Below are 25,128 nucleotides of genomic sequence, written 5' to 3'. Positions count from 1 at the left end.
GCTGTCGGCGGCTCCCCCTAGGCTTGCCGCATGAGCAATTGGCAGGATGAACTCGGTGTTTTCGATCTCGAGACGACGGGAATCGACGTGGAGAGCGCGCGCATCGTCTCCGCCCACGTCGGCGTGATAGGCGCAGACGGCGCCGTGCTCTCGCGTCTCGACTGGCTGCTCGATCCCGGCGTGGAGATTCCGGCGCAGGCCACCGCCGTGCACGGCATCACGACGCAGCGGGCGCGCTCCGAGGGCCGCACTGCCGCCGAGGGCGTGGCGGAGATCGTCGCCGCCATTCGTACGCTGCTCGAGCGCGACATTCCGGTCGTGGCATACAACGCAGCGTATGACCTCACCCTGCTGAACCGGGAGGCCCAGCGGCACGGCATCGCGCCGCTCATCGACCCGTCCCCGGTCGTCGACCCGCTCGTCATCGACAAGGCCGTCGACAAGTACCGCAAGGGTAAGCGCACCCTCGAGGTCACGAGCGAGTTCTACGGCGTCAGCCTCACCGGGGCGCACGATGCGGGGGCGGATGCCATCGCGGCCGGTCGCGTCGCGCAGGCTCTCGCGCGTGCATACCCGGCCGTGCTCGACATCGAGGCGGGTGAGCTGCACGCACTCCAGGTGGGCTGGTGCAGCGAACAGGCCGCCGACTTCCAGTCGTACATGCGCCGCATGAAAGACCCGGACTTCACGACATCGGGAGCGTGGCCGGTGCGCTGACGACTCCGAAACATACACGAAGGGCGACCGACATAAGTCGGTCGCCCTTCGTGGATGCGAGCTGCTACTTGCCGAAGCCCTTGAAGCGCTGGTTGAACTTCTCGACGCGACCGGCCGAGTCCATGATGCGCTGCTTGCCCGTGTAGAACGGGTGCGAGGCGGAAGAGATCTCCACGTCGATGACGGGGTAGGTGGTGCCGTCTTCCCACTCGATGGTCTTGTCGCTCGACACCGTGGAACGGGTGAGGAACGTCGCGCCCGAGGCCAGGTCGCGGAAAACCACCGGAGCGTATACGGGGTGAATGTCAGACTTCATCAGGACTTCCTTGTTGCGTCGTGTGTGTTCATTCTTCGCTGTGTGCTGCACAATCGATGCGCAGCCGAGCGAGAAGGCGATGTGGCACGAAGGCCAGCTATCGAGTTTAGCAGAAGGTGAGGCTACTGCCGCGCGCGTGCCGTGTACCGGCCGTCGTTCTCGGTGAGGTCGATGTCGATGCCGAAGGTTTCGCTGAGCCGTTCGGCCGTGAGCGCTTCCTCAAGCGAACCGGATGCCACTACCCCACCGTCGCCGAGCAGCAGCACGTGGGTGAAGCCGCGGGGGATTTCCTCCACGTGGTGGGTCACCATCACGATGGCCGGCGACCTCGGGTCGCTGGCGTAGCCGCCGAGCAGCTGCAGCAACTCCTCGCGGCCACCGAGGTCGAGGCTCGCGGCGGGCTCGTCGAGCAGCAGTACCTCCGGGTCTGTCATGACCGAGCGGGCGATGAGCACCCGTTTCTGCTCCCCGTCGCTGAGCGTTCCGAAGTGCCTGTCGGCGAGGTGTTCGAGCTTCCACTCGGCAAGAACACGGCGGGCCCGTCGGGTGTCGATCTCCTCGTACTCTTCATTCCAGCGGCCGGTCACGGCGTACGCGGCGGTGAGCACGACGTCGAGCACCGTCTCAGTGCGCGGCACCTTCCTGGAGAGCGCGCTCGAGGCGTAGCCGATGCGCGGACGCAGCTCGAACACGTCGCCGGAGCCGAGCGGAACATCCAGAATCTCGGCGGAGCCCTTTGTGGGGTGCATGCTCGCCGAGGCGATCTGCAGAAGCGTGGTCTTTCCGGCGCCGTTCGGCCCGAGGATCACCCAGCGTTGTTCGGAGTCGACGCTCCAATCGACGGAATCGAGAATAGTGTTCCCACTGCGAACGACCGACACACCACTGAGCTTGAGAACGCTGGACATAACACTAAGCCTACCCGGGCGAGTCAGCCCACTACTGACCGATAGATCGACCGTGTCTCGGCGGCGATCTTCTCCCAGCTGAACTCGCTCTCGGCGCGCCGGTGCCCCGCAGCGCCCATGATTCTGGCCTTGTCGGGGTCTGAGAGCACCTCGGTGAGCGTGGCAGCAAGATCGGTGACGAAGCGCTCGGCATCGAGCGGGGTTCCGGTGCCGTCATCGCTCTGCTCAATCGGAACGAGGCGCCCGGTGACGCCGTCGTCGACCACCTCGGGAATGCCGCCCGTCGCGGTGCCGACGACCGGAAGTCCGCAGGCCATGGCCTCGAGATTCACGATGCCCAGCGGCTCGTAGACCGAGGGACACACGAAGACCGTGGATGCGCTCAGTACGGCCGTCAGCTCCCCCTGCGAGAGCAGGCGGTCCAGCCACACGACACCCTCGCGCTCACCCTGCAGTTCGCGCACGAGGCCGGTGACCTCGTCCATGATCTCCTGCGTGTCGGGCGCGCCGGCGCAGAGTACGAGTTGCGTGTCGGGAGGCAGGAGTTTGGCGGCCCGCAGCAGGTACGGCAGCCCCTTCTGCCGGGTGATGCGGCCGACGAAGACGACGGCAGGGCGGTCGGGATCGACGCCGAGCGACCGCGCGAGATCCCTGTCCTCCGAGCGGGTCCACCTCGTAAGGTCGATGCCGTTGTAGACGACATGTACGCGCGAGGCATCCAACTCGGGATAGCTGCGCAGGATGTCGCGACGCATGCCGTCACTGACGGCGATCACGGCATCCGCTGCCTCGAACGCCGTGCGCTCGATCCAGCTGGAGACGCGGTAGCCGCCGCCGAGCTGCTCGGCCTTCCAGGGGCGCAACGGCTCGAGGCTGTGCGCCGTGACCACGTGAGGCACGCCGTGCAGCAGCTTGGCGAGATGACCGGCACCGTTGGCGTACCACGTGTGCGAATGCACCAGATCGGTGCCTGCAGCGTCCTGGGCCATGGAGAGATCTACGCCGAGCGTGGCGATTGCGCCGTTCGCCTTCGTCAGTTCCGCCGGAACACCATATGCCCAGGTATCGCTCTCCTGGCGCTCGGAGCCGAAGCACCGCACGCGTACCTCGAGATCACGGCGCAGCGCGCGCACCAATTCGGCAACATGTACCCCGGCACCGCCGTAGACCTCCGGCGGATATTCACGGGAGAAGAGATCGACTCGCATGACGTGAACGCTAGTACAGCCTTCACGTTCGCTCTACTGTGGAGGCATGGTATCGACAAAGATCTTCGGGATCGTCCTTGCAGGTGGCGAGGGAAAGCGTTTGATGCCGTTGACGGGCGACCGAGCGAAGCCGGCCGTGCCGTTCGGGGGGCAGTATCGCCTCATTGATTTCGCTCTCTCCAACCTGATCAACTCGCAACTGCGGCAGATTGTTGTGCTCACGCAGTACAAATCGCACAGCCTCGACAGGCACGTCTCGCAGACGTGGCGTCTCTCCGGTCTGCTCGATTCGTATGTGGCGTCGGTGCCCGCCCAGCAGAGACTCGGCAAACGCTGGTTCAGCGGTTCGGCGGATGCGATATTGCAGAGCCTCAACCTGCTGCGTGACGAGAAGCCCGACATCGTTGTCGTGGTCGGCGCCGATCACGTGTACCGCATGGATTTCGCCCAGATGATCGAGTCCCACATCGCCTCCGGTGCAGCGGCAACGGTGGCCGCCATTCGCCAGCCGATTTCCCTCGCCGACCAGTTCGGTGTGATCGAGCTCGACGCCAACGACCCGAACCGTATCGGTGCATTCCTCGAGAAGCCCCAGAATCCCGTCGGGCTGGCGGATGCTCCGCACGAGGTGCTCGCCTCGATGGGCAACTACGTCTTCGACGCGCAGGCGCTCATCGACGCCGTCATCCGCGACGGCGACAAGCCCGATTCGAGCCATGACATGGGCGGCGACATCATTCCGGACTTCGTGGCCCGGGGCGAGGCGGGAGTCTACGACTTCAAGAACAATGACGTGCCGGGTTCGACCGACCGCGACCGCTACTACTGGCGGGATGTGGGAACCATCGACTCGTTCTTCGAGGCGCACCAGGATCTGATCTCGGCACTGCCGATCTTCAACCTCTACAACCGCGAATGGCCGATCTTCAGCCAACAGCTGAACTCCCCGCCGGCCAAGATCGTTCGGGATGGCCGAGGGGATCTCGGCAGCACCATCGATTCGATCGTCTCGCTCGGCTCGGTCATCTCCGGTGCACACCTGGAACGCAGTGTGCTCGGGCCCTGGGCGAAGATCGAGTCGGGTTCGCATCTGGTCGATTCAGTCGTGTTCGATCGTGCCGTCATCGAGCCGAACGCCTATGTGGGCCGGGCTATTCTGGACAAGGACGTCGTGGTGGAGGCAGGAGCCAAAATCGGTGTCGACCCCGCCCGCGACCTCGCCAGAGGCTTCACCATCACCGAATCCGGCATCACCGTTGTCGGCAAGGGAGTTCACGTCGTTCCATGAACCAGTCCGCTCGATTTCTCGTTGTGCTTGACGCCGATTCGACACTCATCCACAACGAGGTGATCGAGTTGCTGGCCGAGGAAGCCGGCTCGCTGAACACGGTCGCCGACATCACCGAGCGCGCCATGCGGGGGGAACTCGACTTCGAGCACAGCCTGCGGCAGCGGGTCGCAACCCTGGCGGGACTTCCGGTGGCGTGTTTCGAGGCGGTGGGGATGCGCATCCGGGTGACAGACGGCGTGACCGAGCTCGTGGCGGGAGTGCGCGCGGCCGGTGGCGCCATAGGAGTGGTCTCCGGCGGGTTCCATGAGATTCTCGACCCGCTGGCCGAAACACTCGGCCTCGACTATTGGCGCGCCAATCGCCTCGAGACACGCGAGGGCATTCTTACGGGCGCACTCACCGGCGAGATAGTGGATGCCGCGGCCAAGGCGCGGGCGCTTGAGGAATGGGCCGCGGATGCCGGCATCCCGATTGAGCGCACGGTGGCCGTCGGCGACGGTGCCAACGACCTGCTGATGATGGATGCGGCTGCTCTCTCGGTCGCCTTCAACGCGAAGCCGCGCGTGCGTGCGCACGCCGACGTGGTGATGGATCGGCAGGACCTCAGCCAGGTGCTGCCGCTGCTCGGCCTGCGTGGCTGAACGAGCCCATCTCAGTCGCTAGTGGCCCATACCGAGGCCGCCGTCGACCGGGATCACGGCTCCGGAGATGTAGCCGGCATCGTCCCCGGCGATCCAGGTCACCACGCGCGCGACCTCGCCCGGTGTGGCGAAGCGGCCCGCCGGAATGCTCTTCTTGTATTCGGACTGGGTGGCCTCGGGTAGTTCGGCCGTCATGTCGGTCTCAATGAAGCCGGGCGCCACCACGTTCGCGGTGATGCCGCGCGCACCCAGTTCGCGGGTGATCGAACGCGCGATGCCCACGAGGCCGCTCTTGGACGCCGCATAATTCACCTGGCCGGCCGATCCGTAGAGTCCGACGACGCTCGAGATCAGCACGATACGACCGAAGCGGGCCTTGAGCATGCCCTTGGAAGCGCGCTTGACCACGCGGAAGGCTCCACCGAGATTGGTGTCGATGACGCTGTCGAAGTCATCGTCGCTCATGCGCATCAACAGGGTGTCCCTGGTGATGCCGGCATTCGCGATCAGAACCTCGACGGGGCCGAGCGTGCTCTCCACCTCGGAGAATGCGGCGTCGACGGCGGCGGAATCCGTGACATCCGCTCGCACGGTCAGGCTGCCCTCGGGCCCCTCGCCCGAGCGCGCGGTCACCGCGACCCGGTGGCCTTGGGCCACGAACTCCTCGGCGATGGCGAAGCCGATCCCCCGATTGCCTCCGGTAATGAGCACGGTGCGTGGTGTCGTCATACTGTTCAGTTTAACGGCAGCTCAGTTTACGGGGGTCAATCAGACGTAGGCTTGTCTCAGACGGATCGGGTCCGATCCGCGGTACCGGTAACGGATATGAAGCAGCAGTCGATCACCACACTCCCCCTCTCGCCAGACGTCGAGAGACACCACCGCATGGTCAAGTACCTGGTGGCGATGGGCATTCGTGTGCTGTGCATCATCGCCCTGCTGTTCGTACACGGCTGGTGGCTGGTGATTCCGGCCGTCGGGGCGATTTTCCTGCCCTACTTCGCCGTAGTCATTGCCAATGCCGCGATCAATCCCGGTGGCAACAGCGTTGAGCGCCCCGGCAACGTGAGCATCGTCTCACCACCGTCGGCGACGCACGACAGGGCGCATTCGTGAGCGTATTCGGCATCGAGCCCGAGCGATTCACGTGCTCACGGGCCGCATGCGGAGAGCCTGCACTCTGGCGCGTCGAGTGGCGTAACCCGAAGATCCACACGGCCGACCGGGTGAAGGTCTGGCTCGCCTGCGACGAGCACGTGGACTACCTGCGCGAATTTCTCGCCGCTCGCGACTTTCCGGTGCGCGTCGCAGAGATTCACCTGCCGGCGACAAACACAGCGGAGACAAACACAGCGGCGATAAACACAGGGGCGACAAACACAGCGGAGAGCCAGGCATGAACCGCTGGCGCTTCGCCTTCTCTCGTCGTTGGCTCGGCTACCTGGCCTTTGCCATCATCTTCGCCATCGCCTGCGGTTTCCTGTCCAATTGGCAACTCGCTCGCAGCAAGGAGGCGGCCGCGGCCAATGCGCTGCTCGATGCGAACTTCAACGCCCCCGCCGTGGCCCTCACGAACGCTCTCGACAGCCTCACCGCCTACGCTCCGTCGCAGAAGTGGAAGCGAGTCACCGCCACCGGCACGTACCAGAGCGCCGATGAGCTTCTCGTGCGCAACCGGCCGACGGATGCCGGCCCCGGCTTCGAGGTGCTGACGCCGCTCAAGCTCTCCGACGGCTCTTTCTTCATCATCGATCGCGGCTGGGTTCCCACCGGGTCGAAGCAGGACGCGCCCGATCGCGTGCCGCCCGCGCCGAGTGGAATCGTGAGCGTGACCGCGCGGCTGAAGGCTTCCGAACCCCGGCTGCCGGGGCGCTCGGCGAGCGGTAACCAGGTGGCGACCATTGAGTTGGGCGATGTGCAGAGGCGTATCGGTGGGCCGGTCTATACGGGCGCGTACGGCATCCTCGAATCGCAGACGCCCGCCGGTGCCGGCGGTCTTACCGCGATAGTGACGACGCCGCCGATGCAGGACGAGGGGCTGCACTGGTCGTACATGATCCAATGGATCATCTTCGCGCTCATTGGATTCTTCGGTCTGGGTTACGCGATTCGCACCGAATACCGCAACCGGTACCAGGATGAGCCCGATATGCAGGCCAAGGAGGCAGCGCGCCAGCGGCGGGCGTCCCGCAAGGCACCCACGGACGCCGATATCGAGGACGAACTGCTCGAAAGCGGTTCACGCCGCTGACGTCAGGCCGCCGCAGCATTGAGGCAAGCGAGGTCAGGCCAGCGCTATCAGGTCCAGGTAGTCCTTGTTCCAGTGGTCTTCGACGCCGTCAGGCAGAATCAGCACGCGTTCGGGGTTGAGCGCCTCGACGGCACCCTCGTCGTGGCTCACGAGCACGACGGAGCCTTCGTAGTGAGCCAGGGCGTCGAGGATCTCGTCGCGGCTGGCGGGGTCGAGGTTGTTCGTGGGCTCGTCGAGCAGCAGCACGTTGGCGCCGGAGACCACAATCATGGCCAGCGCGAGGCGGGTCTTCTCGCCGCCCGAAAGCACGCCAGCAGGCTTGTGCGCGTCGTCGCCGGTGAACAGGAACGAGCCGAGCACTCTCCGCGCCTCGGTCTCGGTGATGTTCGGTGACGACGACACCATGTTCTGCAGCACCGAGCGCTTCACGTCGAGCGTCTCGTGCTCCTGGGCGTAGTAGCCGATGCGCAGTCCGTGACCGGCCTCGACAACGCCGGTGTCCGGCGTATCGACGCCCGCCAGCATGCGCAGCAGAGTGGTCTTTCCTGCACCGTTGAGGCCCAGCACCACGACCTTGGAACCACGGTCGATGGCCAGGTCGACGGCGGCGAAGATCTCCAGTGAGCCGTAGCTTTTGCTCAGGTCGCTCGCGGTCAATGGCGTACGCCCGCACGGGGCCGGGGTCGGGAAACGCAGCTTGGCCACGCGATCGACGGCGCGCACCTCTTCGAGGCCGGAGAGCATCTTCTCGGCACGCGCGACCATCTGATGGGCCGCCGCGGCCTTGCTCGCCTTTGCACCGAACTTCGCCGCCTGCAACTGCAGAACGGATGCCTTCTTCTCGACGTTCGTGCGCTCCTTCTTGCGGCGCTCCTCGTCGGCGGCACGCTGGCGCTGGTAGTGCTTCCAGCCCATGTTGTACGTGTCTATCACCTGGCGGTTCGCGTCGAGGTAAAAGACCCGGTTAACCGTCTCGCCGACCAGTTCCACATCGTGGGTGATCACGATGAAGCCGCCCGAATACCCTTTGAGAAACTCGCGCAGCCACACCACGGAGTCCGCGTCGAGGTGGTTGGTGGGCTCATCGAGAATCATGGTGCGGGCATCCGAGAACAGGATGCGTGCGAGCTCGATGCGCCGACGCTGGCCGCCCGAGAGCGTCTTGAGCTGCTGGTCGAGAATGCGGTCGGGAAGATTGAGGTTGCTGGCGATGGATGCCGCCTCCGCCTCGGCGGCATAGCCACCGAGCATCTGGAAGCGCTCCTCGAGCGCGCCGTACTGCTTCATGGCGGCGGCGCTGACGGATGCGTCGTCGCTGGCCATCGCGAGGGTCGCCTCTTGCATGCCGAGCACCGTCGAGCCCAGACCGCGAGCATCCAGGATGCGGGTGCGTGCCAGGTCTTCAGGGTTGCCCGAGCGCGGGTCCTGCGGCAGGTAGCCGATCTCGCCGTCGCGGGAGACGGTGCCCTCTGTCGGCAGGGTCTCCCCTGCCAGCACCTTGGTCAGCGTGGTCTTGCCAGCGCCGTTGCGACCGACAAGACCGATCTTGTCGCCGGCAGCGACACGAAAACTGACGTCCTCCATGAGGGTGCGCGCACCGATGCGGATCGAGAGACCTTGCACCGAGAGCACAGCACTATTCCAATCATGAAGGGGAAGGAGGGTTTCGTGCGCCGTCATCTCCGTCTGAAGGAGACGAGCCGACGCGCAACCTTTCCATCCTAGGCGATGCGCCCCTGTGTTGTGCTGGGAAGGCCGGTCTTCAGATGGCGAAGCCGATGGCGCGCATCATCTCGCGGCCGTCATCGGTGATCTTGTCGGGACCCCACGGCGGCATCCACACCCAGTTGATGCGGAAGGCGTCGACGACACTATCCAGCGCCTGCGCAGTCTGCTCCTCGATCACGTCGGTCAGCGGGCAGCCGGCCGAGGTGAGCGTCATCGAGATGACGAGGGCATCGTTCTCGTCGTCCCAGCCGAGATCGTAGATCAGGCCGAGATCAACGATGTTGACCCCGAGCTCGGGGTCCATGACGTCTTTCAGCGCCTCTTCGATTTCGTCGAAGCGCGCGGGTGCGAGCGTGGAAACCATGGCTTTAGCCTACGACCGTGTCGGTGAGAAAGCGATCGTAGCCCTCTTCTTCCAGCCGCTCGGCAAGCTCCGGGCCGCCCTCTTCTGCCACGCGACCCGCGACGAAGACGTGCACGAAGTCCGGCGTGATGTAACGCAGAATGCGGGTGTAGTGGGTGATCAGCATGATGCCGAGCCCGGTGGCTTCGTGGGCGCGGTTCACACCCTCTGAGACGACCTTGAGCGCGTCGACGTCGAGGCCGGAGTCGGTCTCGTCGAGCACCGCGAACTTGGGCTTGAGCAGCTCGAGCTGCAGAATCTCGTTACGCTTCTTCTCGCCGCCCGAGAAGCCCTCGTTCACATTGCGCTCGGCGAAGGACTTGTCCATACGCAGCTTGCCCATGGTCTCGCGGATGTCCTTGATCCAGCCGCGGATGGCCGGAGCCTCGCCATCGATGGCCGTCTTGGCGGTGCGCAGGAAGTTGGTGTTCGTGACACCGGGAATCTCCACCGGGTACTGCATGGCGAGGAACAGGCCGGCGCGGGCGCGGGCATCCACCGTCATCGTCAGAACGTCTTCGCCGTCGAGGGTGATGGTGCCGCCCGTCACGGTGTACTTCGGGTGCCCGGCGATGGTGTACGCGAGAGTGGACTTGCCCGAGCCGTTCGGGCCCATGATGGCGTGGATCTCGCCCTCGCGGATCGTCAGGTCGACACCCCGCAGGATCTCTTTGGTGCCGTCTTCCACCTGGACGGTGACGTGCAGGTCGCGAATTTCAAGTACAGACATGTCAGAATTCTTTCGTTGTTGTCGAGTCGATGTAAACGTCGCCGTCGACCACCTCGACCGGGTATACCGGCACGGGTTCGAAGGCGGGCAGATTGAGGGCCTGGCCCGTGACGAGGGAGAACTTGGAGCCGTGTGCCCAGCATTCGAGCGTCTCCCCCTCGACGAAGCCCTCTGAGAGTGAGATATCGCCGTGGGTGCAGGTGTCGCCTATCGCGTGCACCTCGCCGGCCGAGTCCTTCACCAGGGCGATGGGAACCTCATCGATGAGCACGCGCACGGCCTGGTCGGTGACGAGTTCGTCAACGGCACAGATGCGGGTTCCCGTGCTCATGCCAGTGCTCCCGATGACTGTGCTCCCGTGGGCGCACCGACGGTGAGCTCGGCTTCGATGGCGGCCTGCAGATGCTCCTGGAGAGCCGGTGCGCCGATCTTCTGCACGATCTCCGAGAGGAATCCGCGCACGACCAGGCGGCGGGCCTCGTCTTCGGCGATGCCGCGCGACTGCAGGTAGAACAACTGCTCGTCGTCGAAACGACCCGTCGCGCTGGCGTGACCCGCACCGAGGATGTCGCCGGTCTCGATCTCGAGGTTCGGAACGGAGTCGGCACGGGTGCCGTCGGTGAGCACGAGGTTGCGGTTCTGTTCGTAGCTGTCGGTGCCCGGCGCATTGCGTCCGATGAGCACGTCACCGATCCACACGGTGCGCGCGCCCTCGCCCTGCAGCGCGCCCTTGTATGAGACCCTGCTGCGGCTGTGCGGTGCGTCGTGGAAGACGTAGACCTGCTGCTCGAGGTGCTGGCCGGCGTCCGCGAAGTAGACGCCATACATCTCCGTGTCGCTGCCCGAGCCGACCAGGTGCGTGGACGGGTTGATGCGCACCACGCCGCCGCCGAGGGAGACGACAACGTGTTTGAGTTTGGCGTCACGGCCCACCGTGGCGAAGTGGCTGGCGACGTGCAGCGCGGCGTCGTTCCACTCCTGCACCGAGACGACCGTCAATTCGGCGGAGTCGCCGACGATGATCTCGACGTTCTCGGTGAGGTGTGCCTCGCCCAGGTTGCGGATCACGACGGTGCCTCGGCTGAACGGGGCGGCCTCGATGATCGTGTGTGCGCCGCGTGCGCCGGATCCGAGCGCCGAGCGGGTCACGGTGAATTCACTGCTCGACTCGCCGGTGACGGAGACGAGAAGTGCCTTCTCGAAGGCACTGAAGGCGTTGGCGGATGCGCGCTCCTCTGGCTCCCCCGCGCTGCCGACGCGGGAATCGTCGCGATCGACCCACGACAGCGATATGCCGTCGACGGCCGGTGCCTCGATCGGATACGGGGATCCGTCGAGATCACCGGAGAGCAGTTCGGCGATGCGGGCGACAGGCGTGAGCTTCCAGACGGCCTCACGACCGGTGACGGCGGGGAAGTCGGCGACGTCGCGCGAGCGGAATCGCTCGGAACGGGTCTGAACGGGAACGAGTCCCCATCCGCCGTCGCTGTGCTTCTTCAGTCCGTGCTGCGCCGTGGAATCCGTCGTCACAGTCGCAGTTTTTACAGTCTCAGTGGCTGCGGATGACATTTAACCGACGGATCCTTCCATGCCCATTTCGATGAGCTTGTTGAGTTCGAGTGCGTATTCCATGGGCAGTTCGCGAGCGATCGGCTCGATGAAACCACGCACAATCATGGCCATGGCCTCGTCTTCGGGCATGCCGCGGCTCATGAGGTAGAACAGCTGCTCTTCGCTGACGCGGGAGACCGTGGCCTCGTGACCGAGCTGCACGTCGTCGACGCGGATGTCGATGGACGGGTAGGTGTCTGAGCGCGAGATCGTGTCGACCAGCAGCGCATCACAGCGCACGGTGTTCGCCGAGTGGTGCGCCGTGGCATCCACCCGCACCTCGCCGCGGTAGCCGGAACGGCCGCCGCCGCGGGCAATCGACTTGGAGACGATCGAGGACTGCGTGTACGGAGCCATGTGGATCATCTTGGCGCCGGCATCCTGATGCTGGCCGGGGCCGGCGAAGGCCACCGAGAGCGTCTCGCCCTTGGCGTGCTCGCCCACCAGGTAGATCGACGGGTACTTCATGGTGACCTTGGAGCCGATGTTGCCGTCGACCCATTCCATGGTCGCGCCCTCGTGGGCCATGGCCCGCTTGGTGACCAGGTTGTAGACGTTGTTCGACCAGTTCTGAATCGTCGTGTAGCGCACCCGGGCGTTCTTCTTCACGACGATCTCGACGACGGCGGAGTGCAGGGAGTCCGAGGTGTAGATCGGGGCGGTGCAACCCTCGATGTAGTGCACGTAGCTGCCTTCGTCGGCGATGATCAGCGTGCGCTCGAACTGGCCCATGTTCTCGGTGTTGATGCGGAAGTAGGCCTGCAGCGGAATCTCCACGTGCACGCCGGGCGGCACGTAGACGAACGATCCGCCCGACCAGGCAGCAGTGTTCAGCGCGGCGAACTTGTTGTCGCCGGCCGGAATGATGGTGCCGAAGTACTCCTCGAAGAACTCGGGGTGCTCGCGCAGGGCCGTGTCGGTGTCGGTGAAGATGACGCCCTGGGCCTCCAGGTCTTCGCGAATCTGGTGGTAGACGACCTCGGATTCGTACTGGGCGGTCACGCCGGCCACCAGGCGCGAGCGCTCGGCCTCGGGGATGCCCAACTTCTCGTAGGTGTTCTTGATGTCTTCGGGCAGGTCTTCCCAGGTCTGGGCCTGCTTCTCCGTGGACCGCACGAAGTACTTGATGTTGTCGAAATCGATCTCAGAGAGGTCGGCGCCCCAGGCGGGCATCGGCTTGCGCTCGAAGATCTGCAGCGCCTTGAGCCTGCGTGCCTTCATCCACTCCGGCTCGTTCTTCAGCCGCGAGATGTCTTCAACCACCTCCGGCGAGATTCCGCGACGCGCGGATGCTCCAGCTGCGTCGGAGTCCGCCCAGCCGAACTCGTATTGCCCCAGGCTCTCGAGTTCGGGACGGTCGATCAGGATGTCTGACATATCTACCTCGTTTCCTGCCACGGCAACCGGTTATCATCCGGCTCGCGGTCCATCGCACTCACCGGGCGGCGAGGCGGCAGCCCACGAATGATGCGAGTGGCTGGTATGCGTACCTAATAGATGCCCAAAAACGTGGGCGACGCTGCCCCGGCCGCATGACGACGAACTGACATAGCGGCACGCGCACCGAAGCGCGTATCTCGAACATCACCATTCTACAGGGTGCCTTCGCGATGGTGGGAGGAAGTCGCACGAGATTGTCAGCAGGATGCGGCTACGGGGTCGGGTTCTATGCGACGACGGGTTCGCGTGTCGCCGGTGCGTCGACCGAAACGGTGGGGAACAGACCCGGGTTCACGTCGAGCAGCACCCGCAGCACTCCCACCCAGACGAGCGCCGCGCCCAGCAGGTGCACCGCGACGAGGGCTTCGGGCAGAGCGGTGAGTGACTGCACCAGTCCGACAACCGCCTGCAGCATCACTATGACGACGAACGCCACGGTGCGACGCCTGGCTATTGCGGCGCCAGCGACGCGGCGCAACACGAGCAGCAGGGCCACGGCTATCACGAGCGTCGCAGTGCCGAGAACACCGTGCAGCACGGTGATGTCGACCCAGTTGAATGCCATCCGCGGCACATCGGCCGAGTCGCCGGAGTGCGGACCGGAACCGGAGACCAGGGTGCCGACGACGATGAGAACGAAGGTCACGACCAGCAGCGTGTAGCTGAGCGTGCGGGCGCCTCGGGGAACGGTGATCTCGGCGTGCTGGCCCAGGTGGGCGCGATGCCAGGTCAGGGCGGAGGTCGTGAGCAGGGCTATCGCGGCGACGAAGTGGAACGCGACGATGTAGGGATTGAGGGCGGTGAGCACGGTGACCCCGCCGATGAGGGCGTTGGCCACGACGAGCCAGAACTGTGACCACGCCAGTCGGGTCATCATGCGATTGCGGGGGCGCTGCAGCCGGGCGGCGACGATGGCCCAGCCAACCGCGACGCACAGCACGACGGTGAGCATGCGGTTGCTGAACTCGATGACCGCGTGGATGCCGAGCGCCGGTGTTGGTGTGAGAGAACCGGTCTCACAGACCGGCCAGGTGGGGCAGCCGAGCCCCGAGCCGGTGACGCGCACGACGCCGCCGCCGAGCACGATGAGAATGCTGACGACCAGGGCCGCGGTCGTTGACCACCGCAGCGCGCGGTTACTCAGGCTGTAGCGTTCCGCGAGAAAGGAGAATGGCGTGGGCACACTCCATGGTAACTTCGCCCGAGACACTCTCAGGCCCGCAGGGTGGCCGTCCAGGCGGCGCGCTGCTCTCCGCGAAAATCGAAGCTCGTGCCGGCATCCGCATCGAGGGTGAAGCCCAGCGCGCCAGCCAGCGCCGCACTGCCGGCGTTTCCGGCGAGTCCCTGCCAGCGCAGTCGTTTGAGGCCTAGGCCGTCTGTGGCGAAGGCATGCTCGGTCACTGCGCTCAAGGCCTCCTTCATGAGACCGCGGCGACGATACGGGGCGCCGATCCAGCATCCTATCGACGCCGATGCCGGCGCCATGTCGCGCCGCAGTTCGATGGTTCCTTCCAGCGGCTCCCCCGCGCCCTCGCGCAAAGCCCACGTGGTGTAGCTGTTGCTGAGCTCGCCGTGCCTCACGTAGCTCGTGATGAAGAATTCAGCGTCGGAGAGACGGAACGGTGAGGCGATGGGTACCCAATGTTGAATCTCGGGATCCTGGCACAACTCGAACACCGCCTGTGTATCGCCGTCATTCGGCGCATCCAGCACGAGCCGGGCTGTGAGAAGAACGGGAGGCATCGTTGGTGACGGTCGTTCGGTTCACACGGCTAGAACGGCAGCAGTGGATCTATCGCCACCGCGAGGAACAGCAGGGTGAGATAGGTGATGGAGCCGTGGAAGACCCGCATCGGGGAGACCTGTTCATGCCGGATGGCCAAGTTGTAGAGGCGGTGCGTCTCGTAGATGAACCAGCCGCCGCTGCCAAGAGCTATGGCCGTGTATGCGAGGCCCATGTGGCCGACGGGAATCAGCAGCAGCGAGCAGGCGACGGTGGCCCAGGCGTACAGGATGACCTGCAGGCCCACGACGGCGCGGCCGCGCACCACAGCGAGCATGGGAACACCGGCCTGCTTGTAGTCCTCGCGGTACTTCATCGACAGGGGCCAGTAGTGCGGCGGGGTCCAGAGGAAGATGACGCCGAACAGGATGAAGGGGGCCCAGTCGAGCGAGTTCGTGACGGCGGCCCAGCCGATGAGCACGGGCATGCAGCCGGCGATACCGCCCCAGATGATGTTCTGCGAGGTGCGGCGCTTGAGGATGATCGTGTAGAAAACCACATAGAGCAGGATGGCGAGGAAGGACAGCGCCGCGGCGAACCAGTTGGCGAAGAATCCGAGCACCAGAATCGATGCGACGCCGAGCGCGTAGGAGAAGACAAGCGCCTCCCGGTCGCTCAACTCCCCCGTCACCAGCGGTCGACCCTTGGTGCGTTTCATGACGCGGTCGATGTCGCGGTCGATGTAGCAGTTGAACGCCCCGGCGCTGCCGGCGCTCATGAAACCGCCGACCACGGTGGCCAGCACGAGCCACAGGTTCGGGATGCCGCCTTGCGCGAGGATCATCGTCGGAACGGTGACGACGAGCAGGAGTTCCACGACGCGCGGCTTGGTCAGGGAGACATAGGCCTTGACTTTGCGGGAAAATCGAGGGACCAGCGGTGTGGTCCTGCTCTCTACGGCGACGTCCATTGCTCCTCTAACGCTTGAATCCCAGCCCAATCTTAGGTCATCGTGCTGCAACGAAAGTCGGCGGCGCCTCGGTGCGGGGAACAACGCGGTTGAGCCCACTGTTGACTATGCTGAGAGGTGCTCGCCAGCCGAGGCTCGTTTGGGTGTCGCATCCACTTCTGGATGCTCGCCGAATGTGCACGGTGCCGATGATGTTCACGGCGCGCGCTACCTCTATAAGGAGCGGGTTGAAGACGGCCCGTCTCGACATTTTCAGAAGGGTCAGTATCCAGTGGCAGCTTTGCAGTGGGACTCCATTGACAATAAGGCAGTAGACACGGCACGAATCCTGGCGGCCGACGCCGTCGAGAAGGTGGGCAACGGGCATCCGGGCACCGCCATGAGCCTCGCACCTGCCGCGTACCTGCTGTTCCAGAAGGTCATGCGACGCGACCCGTCTGATTCGACCTGGATCGGCCGCGACCGCTTCATCCTGTCGGCCGGGCACAGCTCGCTCACGCAGTACACGCAGTTCTATCTCGGCGGATACGGCCTCGAGCTCGATGATCTCAAGGCACTGCGCACCTGGGGTTCGAAGACTCCGGGCCACCCCGAATACGGCCACACCGACGGCGTGGAGATCACGACCGGCCCACTGGGCCAGGGCATCTCCTCCTCCGTCGGCTTCGCATACGCCTCGCGCTTCGAGCGCGGCCTGTTCGACCCGGACGCCGACGCCGGCACGAGCGTGTTCGACCACTTCGTCTACGTGATCGCCGGCGACGGCGACATGCAGGAGGGCATCACGAGCGAGGCGTCCTCGCTCGCCGGCCACCAGCAGCTCGGCAACCTGATCGCGATCTACGACAGCAACCAGATCTCCATCGAGGACGACACCAACATCGCCTTCACCGAAGATGTCAAGGCGCGCTACGAGGCGTACCACTGGCACGTGCAGGTGGTCGACTGGAAGAAGACGGGCCAGTACGTCGAAGACGTGCAGGCGCTGAACGACGCCATCGAGGCAGCCCAGGGCGTCACGGACAAGCCCTCCCTCATCATTCTCAAGACGATCATCGGCTGGCCCAGCCCGAAGAAGCAGAACACGGGCAAGATCCACGGATCCGCGCTCGGCGCCGAGGAACTGGCCGCCGTCAAGGAGGTGCTCGGCTTCGACCCCGAGAAGAATTTCGACGTCGCCCCCGAGGTGCTGGCGCACACGCGCAAGGCCGTCGAGCGCGGCCAGGCAGCGCATGCCGAATGGAACGAGCGGTTCGAGGCGTGGGCAACGGCAAACCCCGAGCGCAAGACGCTGCTCGACCGCGTGCTCAAGGGCGAGTTGCCCGAGGGTGTCGAGGAGGCGCTGCCGGTCTTTGCGCCCGGCAAGGATGTCTCCACCCGCGCGGCGAGCGGTAAGGTCATCAACGCCATCGCCGGCGTCATTCCCGAGCTGTGGGGCGGTTCGGCCGACCTCGCCGAGTCGAACAACACGACCATCGAATCGGCCGCCTCCTTCGTACCGAGCGAACACTCCACGCACGAGTGGACGGGCAACAAGTACGGTCGCGTGCTGCACTTCGGCATTCGCGAGCACGCGATGGCCGCGATTCTCAACGGCATCGTGCTGCACGGCAACACGCGCCCGTTCGGCGGAACGTTCCTGATCTTCAGCGACTACATGCGCCCGGCCGTGCGTCTCGCGGCGCTCATGAAGGCGCCGTCGATCTTCGTGTGGACGCACGACTCGGTGGCGCTCGGCGCAGACGGCCCGACGCACCAGCCGATCGAGCAGCTCGCCTCGCTGCGCGCCATCCCGGGACTCGACGTGGTTCGCCCCGCCGACGCCAACGAGACGGCGTACGCCTGGAAGACCATCCTCGAGCGCCGCCAGGGCCCGGCGGGAATCGCGCTGAGTCGGCAGAACCTGCCCGTGTTCGAGCGCGGTGACGGGGCGGCATCCGGTGACACTTTCGCCGCGGCGTCGAACGTTGCCAAGGGAGCGTATGTGCTCGCCGAGGCGCCCGGCGGCACGCCGGACGTGATCTTGATCGCCACCGGTTCCGAGGTGCAGTTCGCCGTCGAGGCGCGCGAGGCGCTGAAGGCAGACGGCGTCAACGCGCGGGTCGTCTCCGCCCCGAGCCTGGAATGGTTTGAGGAGCAGGATGCCGCGTATCGCGAGTCGGTGCTGCCGGCGGCGGTGAAGGCGCGGGTCTCCGTTGAGGCCGGAATCGCCCTCACCTGGCGCGCCTATGTCGGTGACGCAGGTCGCAGCGTGTCGATCGAGCACTTCGGCGCATCCGCGGATTACGAGACGCTCTACCGTGAGTTCGGCCTGACGACGGATGCCGTCGTCTCGGCCGCCAGGGAATCGATCGCCGCGCTCTAGGCGGGTTCGATCGACATCACGCGTTTGATTGATTTGACGAAAGAAGAAAAGAACATGACTGAATCCACTCCGACCGCCCAGCTCTCTGCCGCAGGCGTCAGCATCTGGCTCGACGACCTCTCGCGTGAGCGCATCGCATCCGGCGGGCTACAGAAGCTGATCGACGACCGCAACGTCGTCGGCGTGACGACGAATCCGACGATCTTCGCCAACGCGCTCTCCAAGGGTGAGGCGTACGACGCCCAGGTTCGTGAGCTGGCGGCAGCCGGTGCGAGCCTTGACGAGGCGGTCTTCGAGATCACGACGACGGACGTCGCCAACGCGGCGGACACCTTCCGCCCCGCGTACGACGCGTCGAACGGCTTCGACGGCCGCGTGTCGATCGAGGTCGAGCCCGGCCTGGCACACGACGCGGCAGGCACGGCCGCTGAGGCCAAGCGCCTCTGGGCCAAGGTCGACAAGCAGAACGCCATGATCAAGATTCCGGCGACGGTTGAGGGTCTTGAGGCCATCACGGCAGCCACGGCGGTCGGCATCAGCGTGAACGTCACGCTCATCTTCAGCCTCACGAGGCACCGCGAGGTCATCAACGCCTACCTCACCGGCCTGGAGCAGGCGAAGGCCGCCGGCATCGACCTCTCGACCATCCACTCGGTCGCCTCGTTCTTCGTCTCACGGGTCGACACCGAGATCGACAAGCGGCTCACGGCCCTCGGCACGGATGCCGCGCTCGCGCTCAAGAGCAAGGCCGGTGTAGCCAACGCGCAGCTGGCGTACCAGGTCTACGAGCAGGCGTTCGCCAGCGAGCGTGCGACGGTATTGCTCGAGGCTGGCGCCAACAAGCAGCGCCCGCTGTGGGCATCCACCGGTGTCAAGGACCCGAGCCTGCCCGACACGCTGTACGTCACACAGCTCGTCGCCCCCGAGGTCGTCAACACCATGCCGGAGAAGACGCTCGAGGCCACGTTCGACCACGGTGAGATCCCGGCCGACTCCGTGACCGGCTCGTATGCCGCCGCCAACGAGGTTCTCGACGCCGTTGCGGCGCAGGGCATCTCCTACGACGAGGTCACCGCGCAGCTCGAGAAGGAGGGCGTCGACAAGTTCATCGTCTCCTGGAGCGAGTTGCTCGAGAGCGTCAAGACCGCTCTTGAGGCCGCAAAATGAGCGTGCGCGTGCACGTCTCCGGTGCGGCCGAAGACGCGGTGAAGACCACCGTTCCCACGCTGGTTGCCGACCTGGTGGCATCCGGTATCACGGGGCAGGATCCTGCGCTGTGGGGACCGGATGCCGAGAAGGAGGCGGCCGTACGCCTCGGCTGGACCGAGGTGGTCACCGTCTCCCGCCCGCTCGTCGCGGAGATCACGGCGCTGCGTGACACGCTGCGTGCCGCCGGGGTCGACCACATCCTGCTGGGCGGCATGGGCGGTTCCTCGCTCGCTCCCGAGGTGATCACCCGCACGGCCGGTGTCGAGCTCACGATTCTGGATTCGACGGCGCCCGGGCAGGTGCTCGCCGCGCTGAACGACCGGCTCGCCACGAGCGCGATTGTGATCTCCAGCAAGTCGGGTTCCACGCTGGAGACCGATAGCCAGAAGCGCACATACGAGAAGGCCTTCCGCGACGCGGGTATCGACCCGCGCGAGCGCATCATCGTGGTGACCGACCCCGGTTCACCGCTGGACGCATCCGCCCGTGCCGACGGCTACGCGGTCTTCAATGCTGACCCGAACGTCGGAGGCCGCTACTCGGCTCTCACCGCCTTTGGCCTGGTTCCCTCAGGGCTGGCCGGCGTCGACATCGACGGACTGCTCAACGAAGCAGAGGGCGTCTCCCTCGAGCTGGCCGTCGACAGCGACAGCAACCCGGGTCTCATTCTGGGAGCAGCGATCGCCGCAACGGTTCCGCGTAGGGACAAGCTCGGCATCGTCGCCGACGGAACCCACATTCAGGGCTTCGCCGACTGGGCCGAGCAGCTGATTGCGGAATCCACCGGAAAGCAGGGCACGGGCATCCTCCCCGTCGTGCTCGACAAGCTGGCACCGGAGCTGGGCGAGAACCTTGCCGACCTGCAGATCGTGCGTCTGGTCGAGAACGCGGATGCCCACCACCTGTTCCCCGCCGACCGCCACCATGGCGAGATTCTCATCTCGGGCAGCCTCGGCGCGCAGATGCTGGTCTGGGAATATGCGACGGCCGTTGCGGGACGCCTGCTGGGCATCGACCCGTTCGATCAGCCCGATGTGGAGTCGGCCAAGGTCGCCGCGCGCGGGCTGCTCGACAACCGTCCGGAGCCGACCACGCCCGCCTTCGTCGCCGACGGCGTCGAGGTGCGTGGCGACGCGAGCCTGCTCGCCGGCACGACAAGCCTCGAGGGAGCCATCGACGCGCTTCTCGCGCAACTGCCCGAGAATGGTTACGTGTCGATCCAGGCATATGTCGACCGCGTGGCGCTCCCCCAGCTGGCGAACATTCGCGATCTAGTTGCCGCCAAGGCGAAGCGGCCCGTCACCTTCGGTTGGGGTCCGCGATTCCTGCACTCGACCGGTCAGTTCCACAAGGGCGGCACTCCCGTCGGCGTGTTCCTGCAGATCACCGAGAACGCTTCGCAGGATCTCGAGATCCCGGATCGTCCGTTCACCTTCGGTCAGCTCATCCAGGCCCAGGCCGCCGGTGACGCTGGAGTGCTCGCCGACCACGGCCGCCCTGTTCTCACGCTCAACCTGACGGATGCGGAGGCCAACCTCGTGCCTCTCTTCGACGCCGTCAACTAGCATCCATCAACAAGCATCCGTCAACTGGCCAACAAGGAGCTGCATGTCCCCGGTGGAAATCTCCGAAGAGTTCAACCCTCTTCGGTTGCCATCCGATCATCGCCTGAACCGCATCGCGGGGCCGAGCGCCCTCATCATCTTCGGGGTGACGGGTGACCTGTCACGCAAGAAGTTGATGCCAGCGGTCTACGACCTGGCGAACCGGGGGCTGTTGCCTCCCGGCTTCGCGCTCGTCGGCTTCGCCAGGCGAGACTGGGAGGATCAGGACTTCGAAAAGGTCGTCTACGACGCCGTCAAGGAGTACGCCAGAACCCCGTTCCAGGACGAGGTCTGGCAGCAGTTGGCCCAGGGCATCCGTTTCGTGCCCGGCGAGTTCGACGACGATGCCTCGTTCGAGCGGCTCAAGGAGACGATCGAGACGCTGGACCGGGAGCGCGGAACCATGGGAAACCATGCGTTCTATCTCTCCATCCCGCCGAAGGCGTTTCCGCAGGTCACCGAGCAGCTGCGTCGTTCGGGCCTCGCGGAGCAGCAGGAGGGTCACTGGCGCCGCGTCGTCATCGAGAAGCCGTTCGGCAGCGACCTGAAGACCGCACGCGAACTCAACTCCGTTGTCGAGTCGGTCTTTCCGCCGGATTCGGTGTTCCGCATCGACCACTACCTCGGCAAGGAGACGGTGCAGAACATTCTGGCGCTGCGCTTCGCCAACGAGCTGTACGAGCCGATCTGGAACGCGAATTACGTGGACCACGTGCAGATCACCATGGCCGAGGACATCGGCGTTGGTGGTCGAGCCGGCTACTACGACGGCATCGGCGCTGCACGCGACGTAATCCAGAACCACCTGCTGCAGCTGCTCGCGCTGACCGCCATGGAGGAGCCGGTCTCCTTCGATGCCGCCGATCTGCGCATGGAGAAGGAGAAGGTGCTGCGCGCCGTTCGCCTGCCCAAGGACCTCTCGACGGCCACCGCGCGCGGTCAGTATTCCGGTGGCTGGCAGGGTGGCGAGAAGGTCGTCGGCTTCCTTGACGAAGACGGCATGAACCCCGAGTCCGCGACCGAGACCTTCGCCGCTCTCAAGCTGGAGATCGGCACGCGTCGCTGGGCGGGCGTGCCGTTTTATCTGCGCGCCGGCAAGCGGCTCGGGCGTCGGGTCACGGAGATCGCCGTGGTGTTCAAGCGTGCACCGCAGCAACTCTTCGCCGAGAGCCAGACCTCCGCACTCGGGCAGAACGCCCTCGTCATTCGGGTTCAGCCTGACGAGGGGGTCACCATCCGCTTCGGTTCGAAGGTGCCCGGCGCCGCGATGCAGGTGCGTGACGTGAGCATGGACTTCGGCTACGGGCATGCCTTCACCGAGGCGAGCCCCGAGGCCTATGAGCGCCTGATTCTCGACGTCCTGCTCGGCGATCCGCCGTTGTTCCCCCGCCACGAGGAGGTTGAGCTCTCGTGGAAGATCCTCGACCCGATCGAGGAATTCTGGGCGAGCCAGGGCCAGCCGGAACAGTACCGGCCGGGAACCTGGGGCCCGACATCCGCCGATGACCTACTTGCCCGTGACGGCCGAACCTGGAGACGTCCATGATCGTCGATTTGCCCGATACCACCACCAGCAAGATCTCCAAGGCGCTGGTGCGCATTCGCGAAGACGGCGGCGCTGTGGCGCTCGGTCGGGTGCTGACGCTCGTGATAGCCACGACGTTGGGGCAGGAAGAGGAGGCCATCGAGGCCGCCAATGACGCCTCGCGCGAGCATCCGATGCGCGTCATAGTGATCTCGACGGCCGCGCAGGATGCCACACCCACGGGTGTTGAGGGTCGCCTCGACGCGCAGATCCGCGTCGGCGGAGACGCCGGCGCCAGTGACGTGATAGTGCTGCGCGCCTACGGCGACACCGCCAGCGATGAGGAGGGACTGGTCACCGGACTCTTGTTGCCGGATGCCCCCGTTGTGGCCTGGTGGCCGGGAACGGCGCCCGAGGTGGCGTCGAAGTCTCCGCTCGGTCGCATCGCCACCCGCCGCATCACGGATGCCTCGACGCAGTCCGATCCGCATGAGGCGCTGCGCCACCTCGCCGCGACGTACGCTCCGGGCGACACCGACTTCGCCTGGACGCGGCTGACGCTCTGGCGTGCCCAGCTCGCGGCGGTGCTCGACCAGCCGCCGTTCGAGCCGATCACCGCCGTCGAGGTTGCCGGTGCGGCTGACTCACCCTCCACGGTGCTTCTGGCGGCCTGGCTGCGACTGCAGCTGAAGGTGCCCGTGCAGCACGACCTCACCCGCTCGACGGGTTCAACCGGTATTCACGGCGTGCGTCTGAGTCGCGAGTCCGGTGTGATCGAGCTGGAGCGTGAGATTCCGAACGTCGCCACCCTGGTGCAGCCGAATCAGCCGACTCACGACCTGTCCCTCCCGCGACGCAACCTGCGCGACTGCCTCGCCGAGGAGTTGCGTAGGCTGGACCCTGACGTGCTCTACGGTGAGGTCATCACCTCGGGGCTCGATCAGCTCGAGGACGACGAACAGGGAGCGGGCCACACCGTATGACGAATGAACGGCGGGTGCTGGTCCACCCGGACAAACAGGCGCTTGCCGGATCCGTCGCCGCACGTTTTCTGACCAAGACGGTCGACATTCTCGACGACCATGACGCGGTGCAGAGCGCGCACATCGTGCTCACCGGCGGCACCATGGGTGTCGCCGTGCTCGCCGCCATCAACGCCTCCCCAGCCCGCGACAGCGTCGACTGGGCGCGGGTGCACTTCTGGTGGGGCGACGAACGCTGGGTGCCGGCGGCAGATGCCGAGCGCAACGAACTCCAGGCGCGCCAGGCGCTGCTCGACCACATCACCGTGCCCGCAGACAATATCCACCCTTTTGCGGCCTCTGACGGCGATCTGAGCCTGGATGATGCTGCCATCGCCTATGCGGACAAGTTGGCCGAGTACGCCGCTGACGGAGCCGCACAACCGCGCTTCGACATCACCTTTCTCGGTGTCGGCCCCGATGGTCACATCGCATCGCTGTTTCCCGACCGTTCTGGCATTCGGGAGACATCGGCCGCGGTCGTCGTAGTACGGGACTCCCCCAAGCCGCCGCCGGAACGATTGAGCCTGACCCGACCGGTGATCAACTCCTCCGAGCGCATCTGGCTCGTGCTGGCTGGCGCGGACAAGGCCTCGGCGCTCGGGCTGGCTCTTGCCGGTGCCGCCTACACCGAGGTGCCGGTGGCGGGAGCCAAGGGTCGCAAACGCACGGTCTTCTTCGTCGACCAGGATGCCGCGGCGGAGGTTCCCGAGAATCTCATCGCCCCGAGCTACTGAAGCCCGGCGCGAGTCTCGATACGCTCGTGCCTCGCTACTCGACCACCAGGATCAGTTCGTGGGGGTCAGCTTGCCGCGGCGTGCACGCAGCTGGTTGAGGGCATCCTCGAGGAGCTGCGTCGCTTCGTCTTCCGTGCGACGCTCTTTCACGTAGGCCAGGTGGGTCTTGTACGGCTCGAGCTTGGCGACCGACGGAGGATTCTCCTTGTCACGGCCGGCGGGGAGGCCCGACGACGGCGAGTCGATCAACTCGGGAATCTCCTCATCGGGAAGATTCGCGGCGAAATAGCGCACCGTCTCGTTGCCGAGAGCATCCCAGTACGACACCGCAATGCGATCGGCGTGAAAGCCTCGGTCCTGCTCCCCCATGGGCCCGGCGCCGACGCGCGAGCCACGAATGGCGCTTCCTCCAGATGCCACGATTCCTCCTACGAACCGAACTTGGTGATCAGCCCGAGTACGACGACACAGACGAACCAGACGATGCCCAGAATCACGGTGATCCTGTTCAGGTTGCGTTCCGCGACCCCGGATGCACCCAGATTGGACGTGACACCACCGCCGAACATGTCGGAAAGACCGCCACCGCGCCCCTTATGCAAAAGGATCAGCAGCGTCAGCAGGAGACTCGTGATGCCGAGGAGAACCTGCAGCACGACCTGGAGAATGAGCACTTAGGAACCTTTCGTGCACGCGTTTCGATGCCGGGTGTCATCGGGATGGAAAATA

Annotated in this window: 27 protein-coding genes; 12 read left to right on the top strand and 15 right to left on the bottom strand. The window is 65.4% G+C overall.

Annotated features, from left to right (window positions below):
* Positions 1–30: 30 nt before the first annotated feature.
* Positions 31–717, top strand: coding sequence for a 3'-5' exonuclease (locus tag ASC63_RS13370; RefSeq protein ID WP_055814268.1), 687 nt, complete (start codon positions 31–33; stop codon positions 715–717).
* 64 nt (positions 718–781) lie between these two features.
* Here ASC63_RS13370 and ASC63_RS13365 read toward each other — a convergent pair whose 3' ends face one another.
* From ASC63_RS13365 to glgA, 3 genes are all read right to left on the bottom strand, one after another.
* A complete protein-coding gene (locus tag ASC63_RS13365) occupies positions 782–1,033 on the bottom strand; it encodes a type B 50S ribosomal protein L31 (protein ID WP_055814265.1) in 252 nt (83 codons plus the stop codon).
* 122 nt (positions 1,034–1,155) lie between these two features.
* Positions 1,156–1,941, bottom strand: coding sequence for an ABC transporter ATP-binding protein (locus tag ASC63_RS13360; RefSeq protein ID WP_055814262.1), 786 nt, complete (start codon positions 1,939–1,941; stop codon positions 1,156–1,158).
* A 23-nt stretch (positions 1,942–1,964) separates the two neighbouring features.
* Positions 1,965–3,149 carry a glycogen synthase gene (gene glgA / locus ASC63_RS13355; protein ID WP_055814259.1) on the bottom strand — a complete coding sequence of 395 codons (1,185 nt, stop codon included), beginning with the start codon at positions 3,147–3,149 and terminating at the stop codon, positions 1,965–1,967.
* 46 nt (positions 3,150–3,195) lie between these two features.
* Between glgA and ASC63_RS13350 the strand changes: the two genes are divergently transcribed.
* Positions 3,196–4,437, top strand: a complete 1,242-nt coding sequence (locus ASC63_RS13350; protein WP_055814256.1) for a glucose-1-phosphate adenylyltransferase — start codon at positions 3,196–3,198, stop codon at positions 4,435–4,437.
* Positions 4,434–5,081, top strand: a complete 648-nt coding sequence (gene serB, locus ASC63_RS13345) for a phosphoserine phosphatase SerB (protein WP_055814254.1) — start codon at positions 4,434–4,436, stop codon at positions 5,079–5,081. The genes ASC63_RS13350 and serB overlap by 4 nt, the downstream gene beginning before the upstream one ends.
* An 18-nt stretch (positions 5,082–5,099) precedes the next feature.
* Here the strand turns inward: serB and fabG are convergent, their stop codons facing one another.
* Entirely contained in the window at positions 5,100–5,810 is a 711-nt protein-coding gene (gene fabG / locus ASC63_RS13340; protein ID WP_055814251.1) for a 3-oxoacyl-ACP reductase FabG, read from the bottom strand.
* 96 nt (positions 5,811–5,906) lie between these two features.
* Here fabG and ASC63_RS13335 point away from each other — a divergent pair, with 96 nt between their 5' ends.
* The 3 genes from ASC63_RS13335 to ASC63_RS13325 are packed head-to-tail and all read left to right on the top strand — an operon-like array spanning position 5,907 to position 7,332.
* On the top strand, positions 5,907–6,197 hold the full coding sequence (locus ASC63_RS13335; protein ID WP_082487609.1) for a DUF3099 domain-containing protein: 291 nt from the start codon (positions 5,907–5,909) through the stop codon (positions 6,195–6,197).
* An 11-nt stretch (positions 6,198–6,208) separates the two neighbouring features.
* Positions 6,209–6,481: a hypothetical protein gene (locus ASC63_RS13330; RefSeq protein ID WP_235492329.1), complete on the top strand. Its 273-nt coding sequence runs from the start codon at positions 6,209–6,211 to the stop codon at positions 6,479–6,481.
* Positions 6,478–7,332, top strand: coding sequence for an SURF1 family cytochrome oxidase biogenesis protein (locus ASC63_RS13325; protein ID WP_055814245.1), 855 nt, complete (start codon positions 6,478–6,480; stop codon positions 7,330–7,332). Before ASC63_RS13330 ends, ASC63_RS13325 begins: the two co-directional genes overlap by 4 nt.
* Before the next feature lie 33 nt (positions 7,333–7,365).
* On the opposite strand, the gene ASC63_RS13320 is transcribed toward ASC63_RS13325, so the two are convergent.
* The 9 genes from ASC63_RS13320 to ASC63_RS13280 form a co-directional block, all read right to left on the bottom strand.
* On the bottom strand, positions 7,366–8,964 hold the full coding sequence (locus ASC63_RS13320; RefSeq protein WP_055814243.1) for an ABC-F family ATP-binding cassette domain-containing protein: 1,599 nt from the start codon (positions 8,962–8,964) through the stop codon (positions 7,366–7,368).
* Between the two features lie 130 nt (positions 8,965–9,094).
* The gene (locus tag ASC63_RS13315) at positions 9,095–9,424 is read right to left on the bottom strand and encodes a metal-sulfur cluster assembly factor (RefSeq protein WP_055814240.1); all 330 of its coding nucleotides are present in this window, start codon (positions 9,422–9,424) and stop codon (positions 9,095–9,097) included.
* 4 nt (positions 9,425–9,428) lie between these two features.
* Complete coding sequence (sufC, locus tag ASC63_RS13310) at positions 9,429–10,193, bottom strand: Fe-S cluster assembly ATPase SufC (protein ID WP_055814237.1); 765 nt, start codon at positions 10,191–10,193, stop codon at positions 9,429–9,431.
* 1 nt (position 10,194) lies between these two features.
* Positions 10,195–10,524 (bottom strand): non-heme iron oxygenase ferredoxin subunit, encoded by a 330-nt coding sequence (locus ASC63_RS13305; protein ID WP_055814234.1) that lies wholly within the window; start codon positions 10,522–10,524, stop codon positions 10,195–10,197.
* A complete protein-coding gene (gene sufD, locus ASC63_RS13300) occupies positions 10,521–11,723 on the bottom strand; it encodes a Fe-S cluster assembly protein SufD (RefSeq protein WP_235492245.1) in 1,203 nt (400 codons plus the stop codon). Before sufD ends, ASC63_RS13305 begins: the two co-directional genes overlap by 4 nt.
* A 39-nt stretch (positions 11,724–11,762) precedes the next feature.
* A complete protein-coding gene (sufB, locus tag ASC63_RS13295; protein ID WP_055814233.1) occupies positions 11,763–13,181 on the bottom strand; it encodes a Fe-S cluster assembly protein SufB in 1,419 nt (472 codons plus the stop codon).
* 289 nt (positions 13,182–13,470) lie between these two features.
* A complete protein-coding gene (locus ASC63_RS13290) occupies positions 13,471–14,427 on the bottom strand; it encodes a COX15/CtaA family protein (RefSeq protein WP_082487605.1) in 957 nt (318 codons plus the stop codon).
* 29 nt (positions 14,428–14,456) lie between these two features.
* Complete coding sequence (locus ASC63_RS13285; RefSeq protein WP_055814228.1) at positions 14,457–14,987, bottom strand: GNAT family N-acetyltransferase; 531 nt, start codon at positions 14,985–14,987, stop codon at positions 14,457–14,459.
* Positions 14,988–15,016: 29 nt separating this feature from the next.
* Positions 15,017–15,937, bottom strand: coding sequence for a heme o synthase (locus tag ASC63_RS13280; RefSeq protein ID WP_055814224.1), 921 nt, complete (start codon positions 15,935–15,937; stop codon positions 15,017–15,019).
* A gap of 271 nt (positions 15,938–16,208) precedes the next feature.
* On the opposite strand from ASC63_RS13280, the gene tkt reads away from it, so the two are divergent.
* The 6 genes from tkt to pgl are packed head-to-tail and all read left to right on the top strand — an operon-like array spanning position 16,209 to position 24,399.
* On the top strand, positions 16,209–18,302 hold the full coding sequence (gene tkt / locus ASC63_RS13275) for a transketolase (protein WP_055815547.1): 2,094 nt from the start codon (positions 16,209–16,211) through the stop codon (positions 18,300–18,302).
* Positions 18,303–18,356: 54 nt separating this feature from the next.
* The gene (gene tal / locus ASC63_RS13270) at positions 18,357–19,469 is read left to right on the top strand and encodes a transaldolase (protein ID WP_055814221.1); all 1,113 of its coding nucleotides are present in this window, start codon (positions 18,357–18,359) and stop codon (positions 19,467–19,469) included.
* Positions 19,466–21,076, top strand: coding sequence for a glucose-6-phosphate isomerase (locus ASC63_RS13265; RefSeq protein WP_055814218.1), 1,611 nt, complete (start codon positions 19,466–19,468; stop codon positions 21,074–21,076). The genes tal and ASC63_RS13265 overlap by 4 nt, the downstream gene beginning before the upstream one ends.
* 43 nt (positions 21,077–21,119) lie before the next feature.
* On the top strand, positions 21,120–22,661 hold the full coding sequence (gene zwf, locus ASC63_RS13260) for a glucose-6-phosphate dehydrogenase (protein ID WP_055814216.1): 1,542 nt from the start codon (positions 21,120–21,122) through the stop codon (positions 22,659–22,661).
* Positions 22,658–23,623 carry a glucose-6-phosphate dehydrogenase assembly protein OpcA gene (locus tag ASC63_RS13255; protein ID WP_055814213.1) on the top strand — a complete coding sequence of 322 codons (966 nt, stop codon included), beginning with the start codon at positions 22,658–22,660 and terminating at the stop codon, positions 23,621–23,623. The genes zwf and ASC63_RS13255 overlap by 4 nt, the downstream gene beginning before the upstream one ends.
* On the top strand, positions 23,620–24,399 hold the full coding sequence (gene pgl / locus ASC63_RS13250; protein WP_055814210.1) for a 6-phosphogluconolactonase: 780 nt from the start codon (positions 23,620–23,622) through the stop codon (positions 24,397–24,399). The genes ASC63_RS13255 and pgl overlap by 4 nt, the downstream gene beginning before the upstream one ends.
* Positions 24,400–24,450: 51 nt before the next feature.
* Here the strand turns inward: pgl and ASC63_RS13245 are convergent, their stop codons facing one another.
* Both ASC63_RS13245 and secG read right to left on the bottom strand, forming a co-directional pair.
* Positions 24,451–24,819 (bottom strand): RNA polymerase-binding protein RbpA, encoded by a 369-nt coding sequence (locus ASC63_RS13245; protein WP_055814207.1) that lies wholly within the window; start codon positions 24,817–24,819, stop codon positions 24,451–24,453.
* An 8-nt stretch (positions 24,820–24,827) separates the two neighbouring features.
* Complete coding sequence (secG, locus tag ASC63_RS13240) at positions 24,828–25,073, bottom strand: preprotein translocase subunit SecG (protein WP_055814204.1); 246 nt, start codon at positions 25,071–25,073, stop codon at positions 24,828–24,830.
* Between the last annotated feature and the right edge of the window lie 55 nt (positions 25,074–25,128).

The organism is Leifsonia sp. Root112D2 (genome assembly GCF_001424905.1).
Lineage (GTDB): Bacteria > Actinomycetota > Actinomycetes > Actinomycetales > Microbacteriaceae > Root112D2.
The sequence above is the reverse complement of the archived record's forward strand: the minus strand, read 5'-3'. Positions and strand labels throughout refer to the sequence as shown.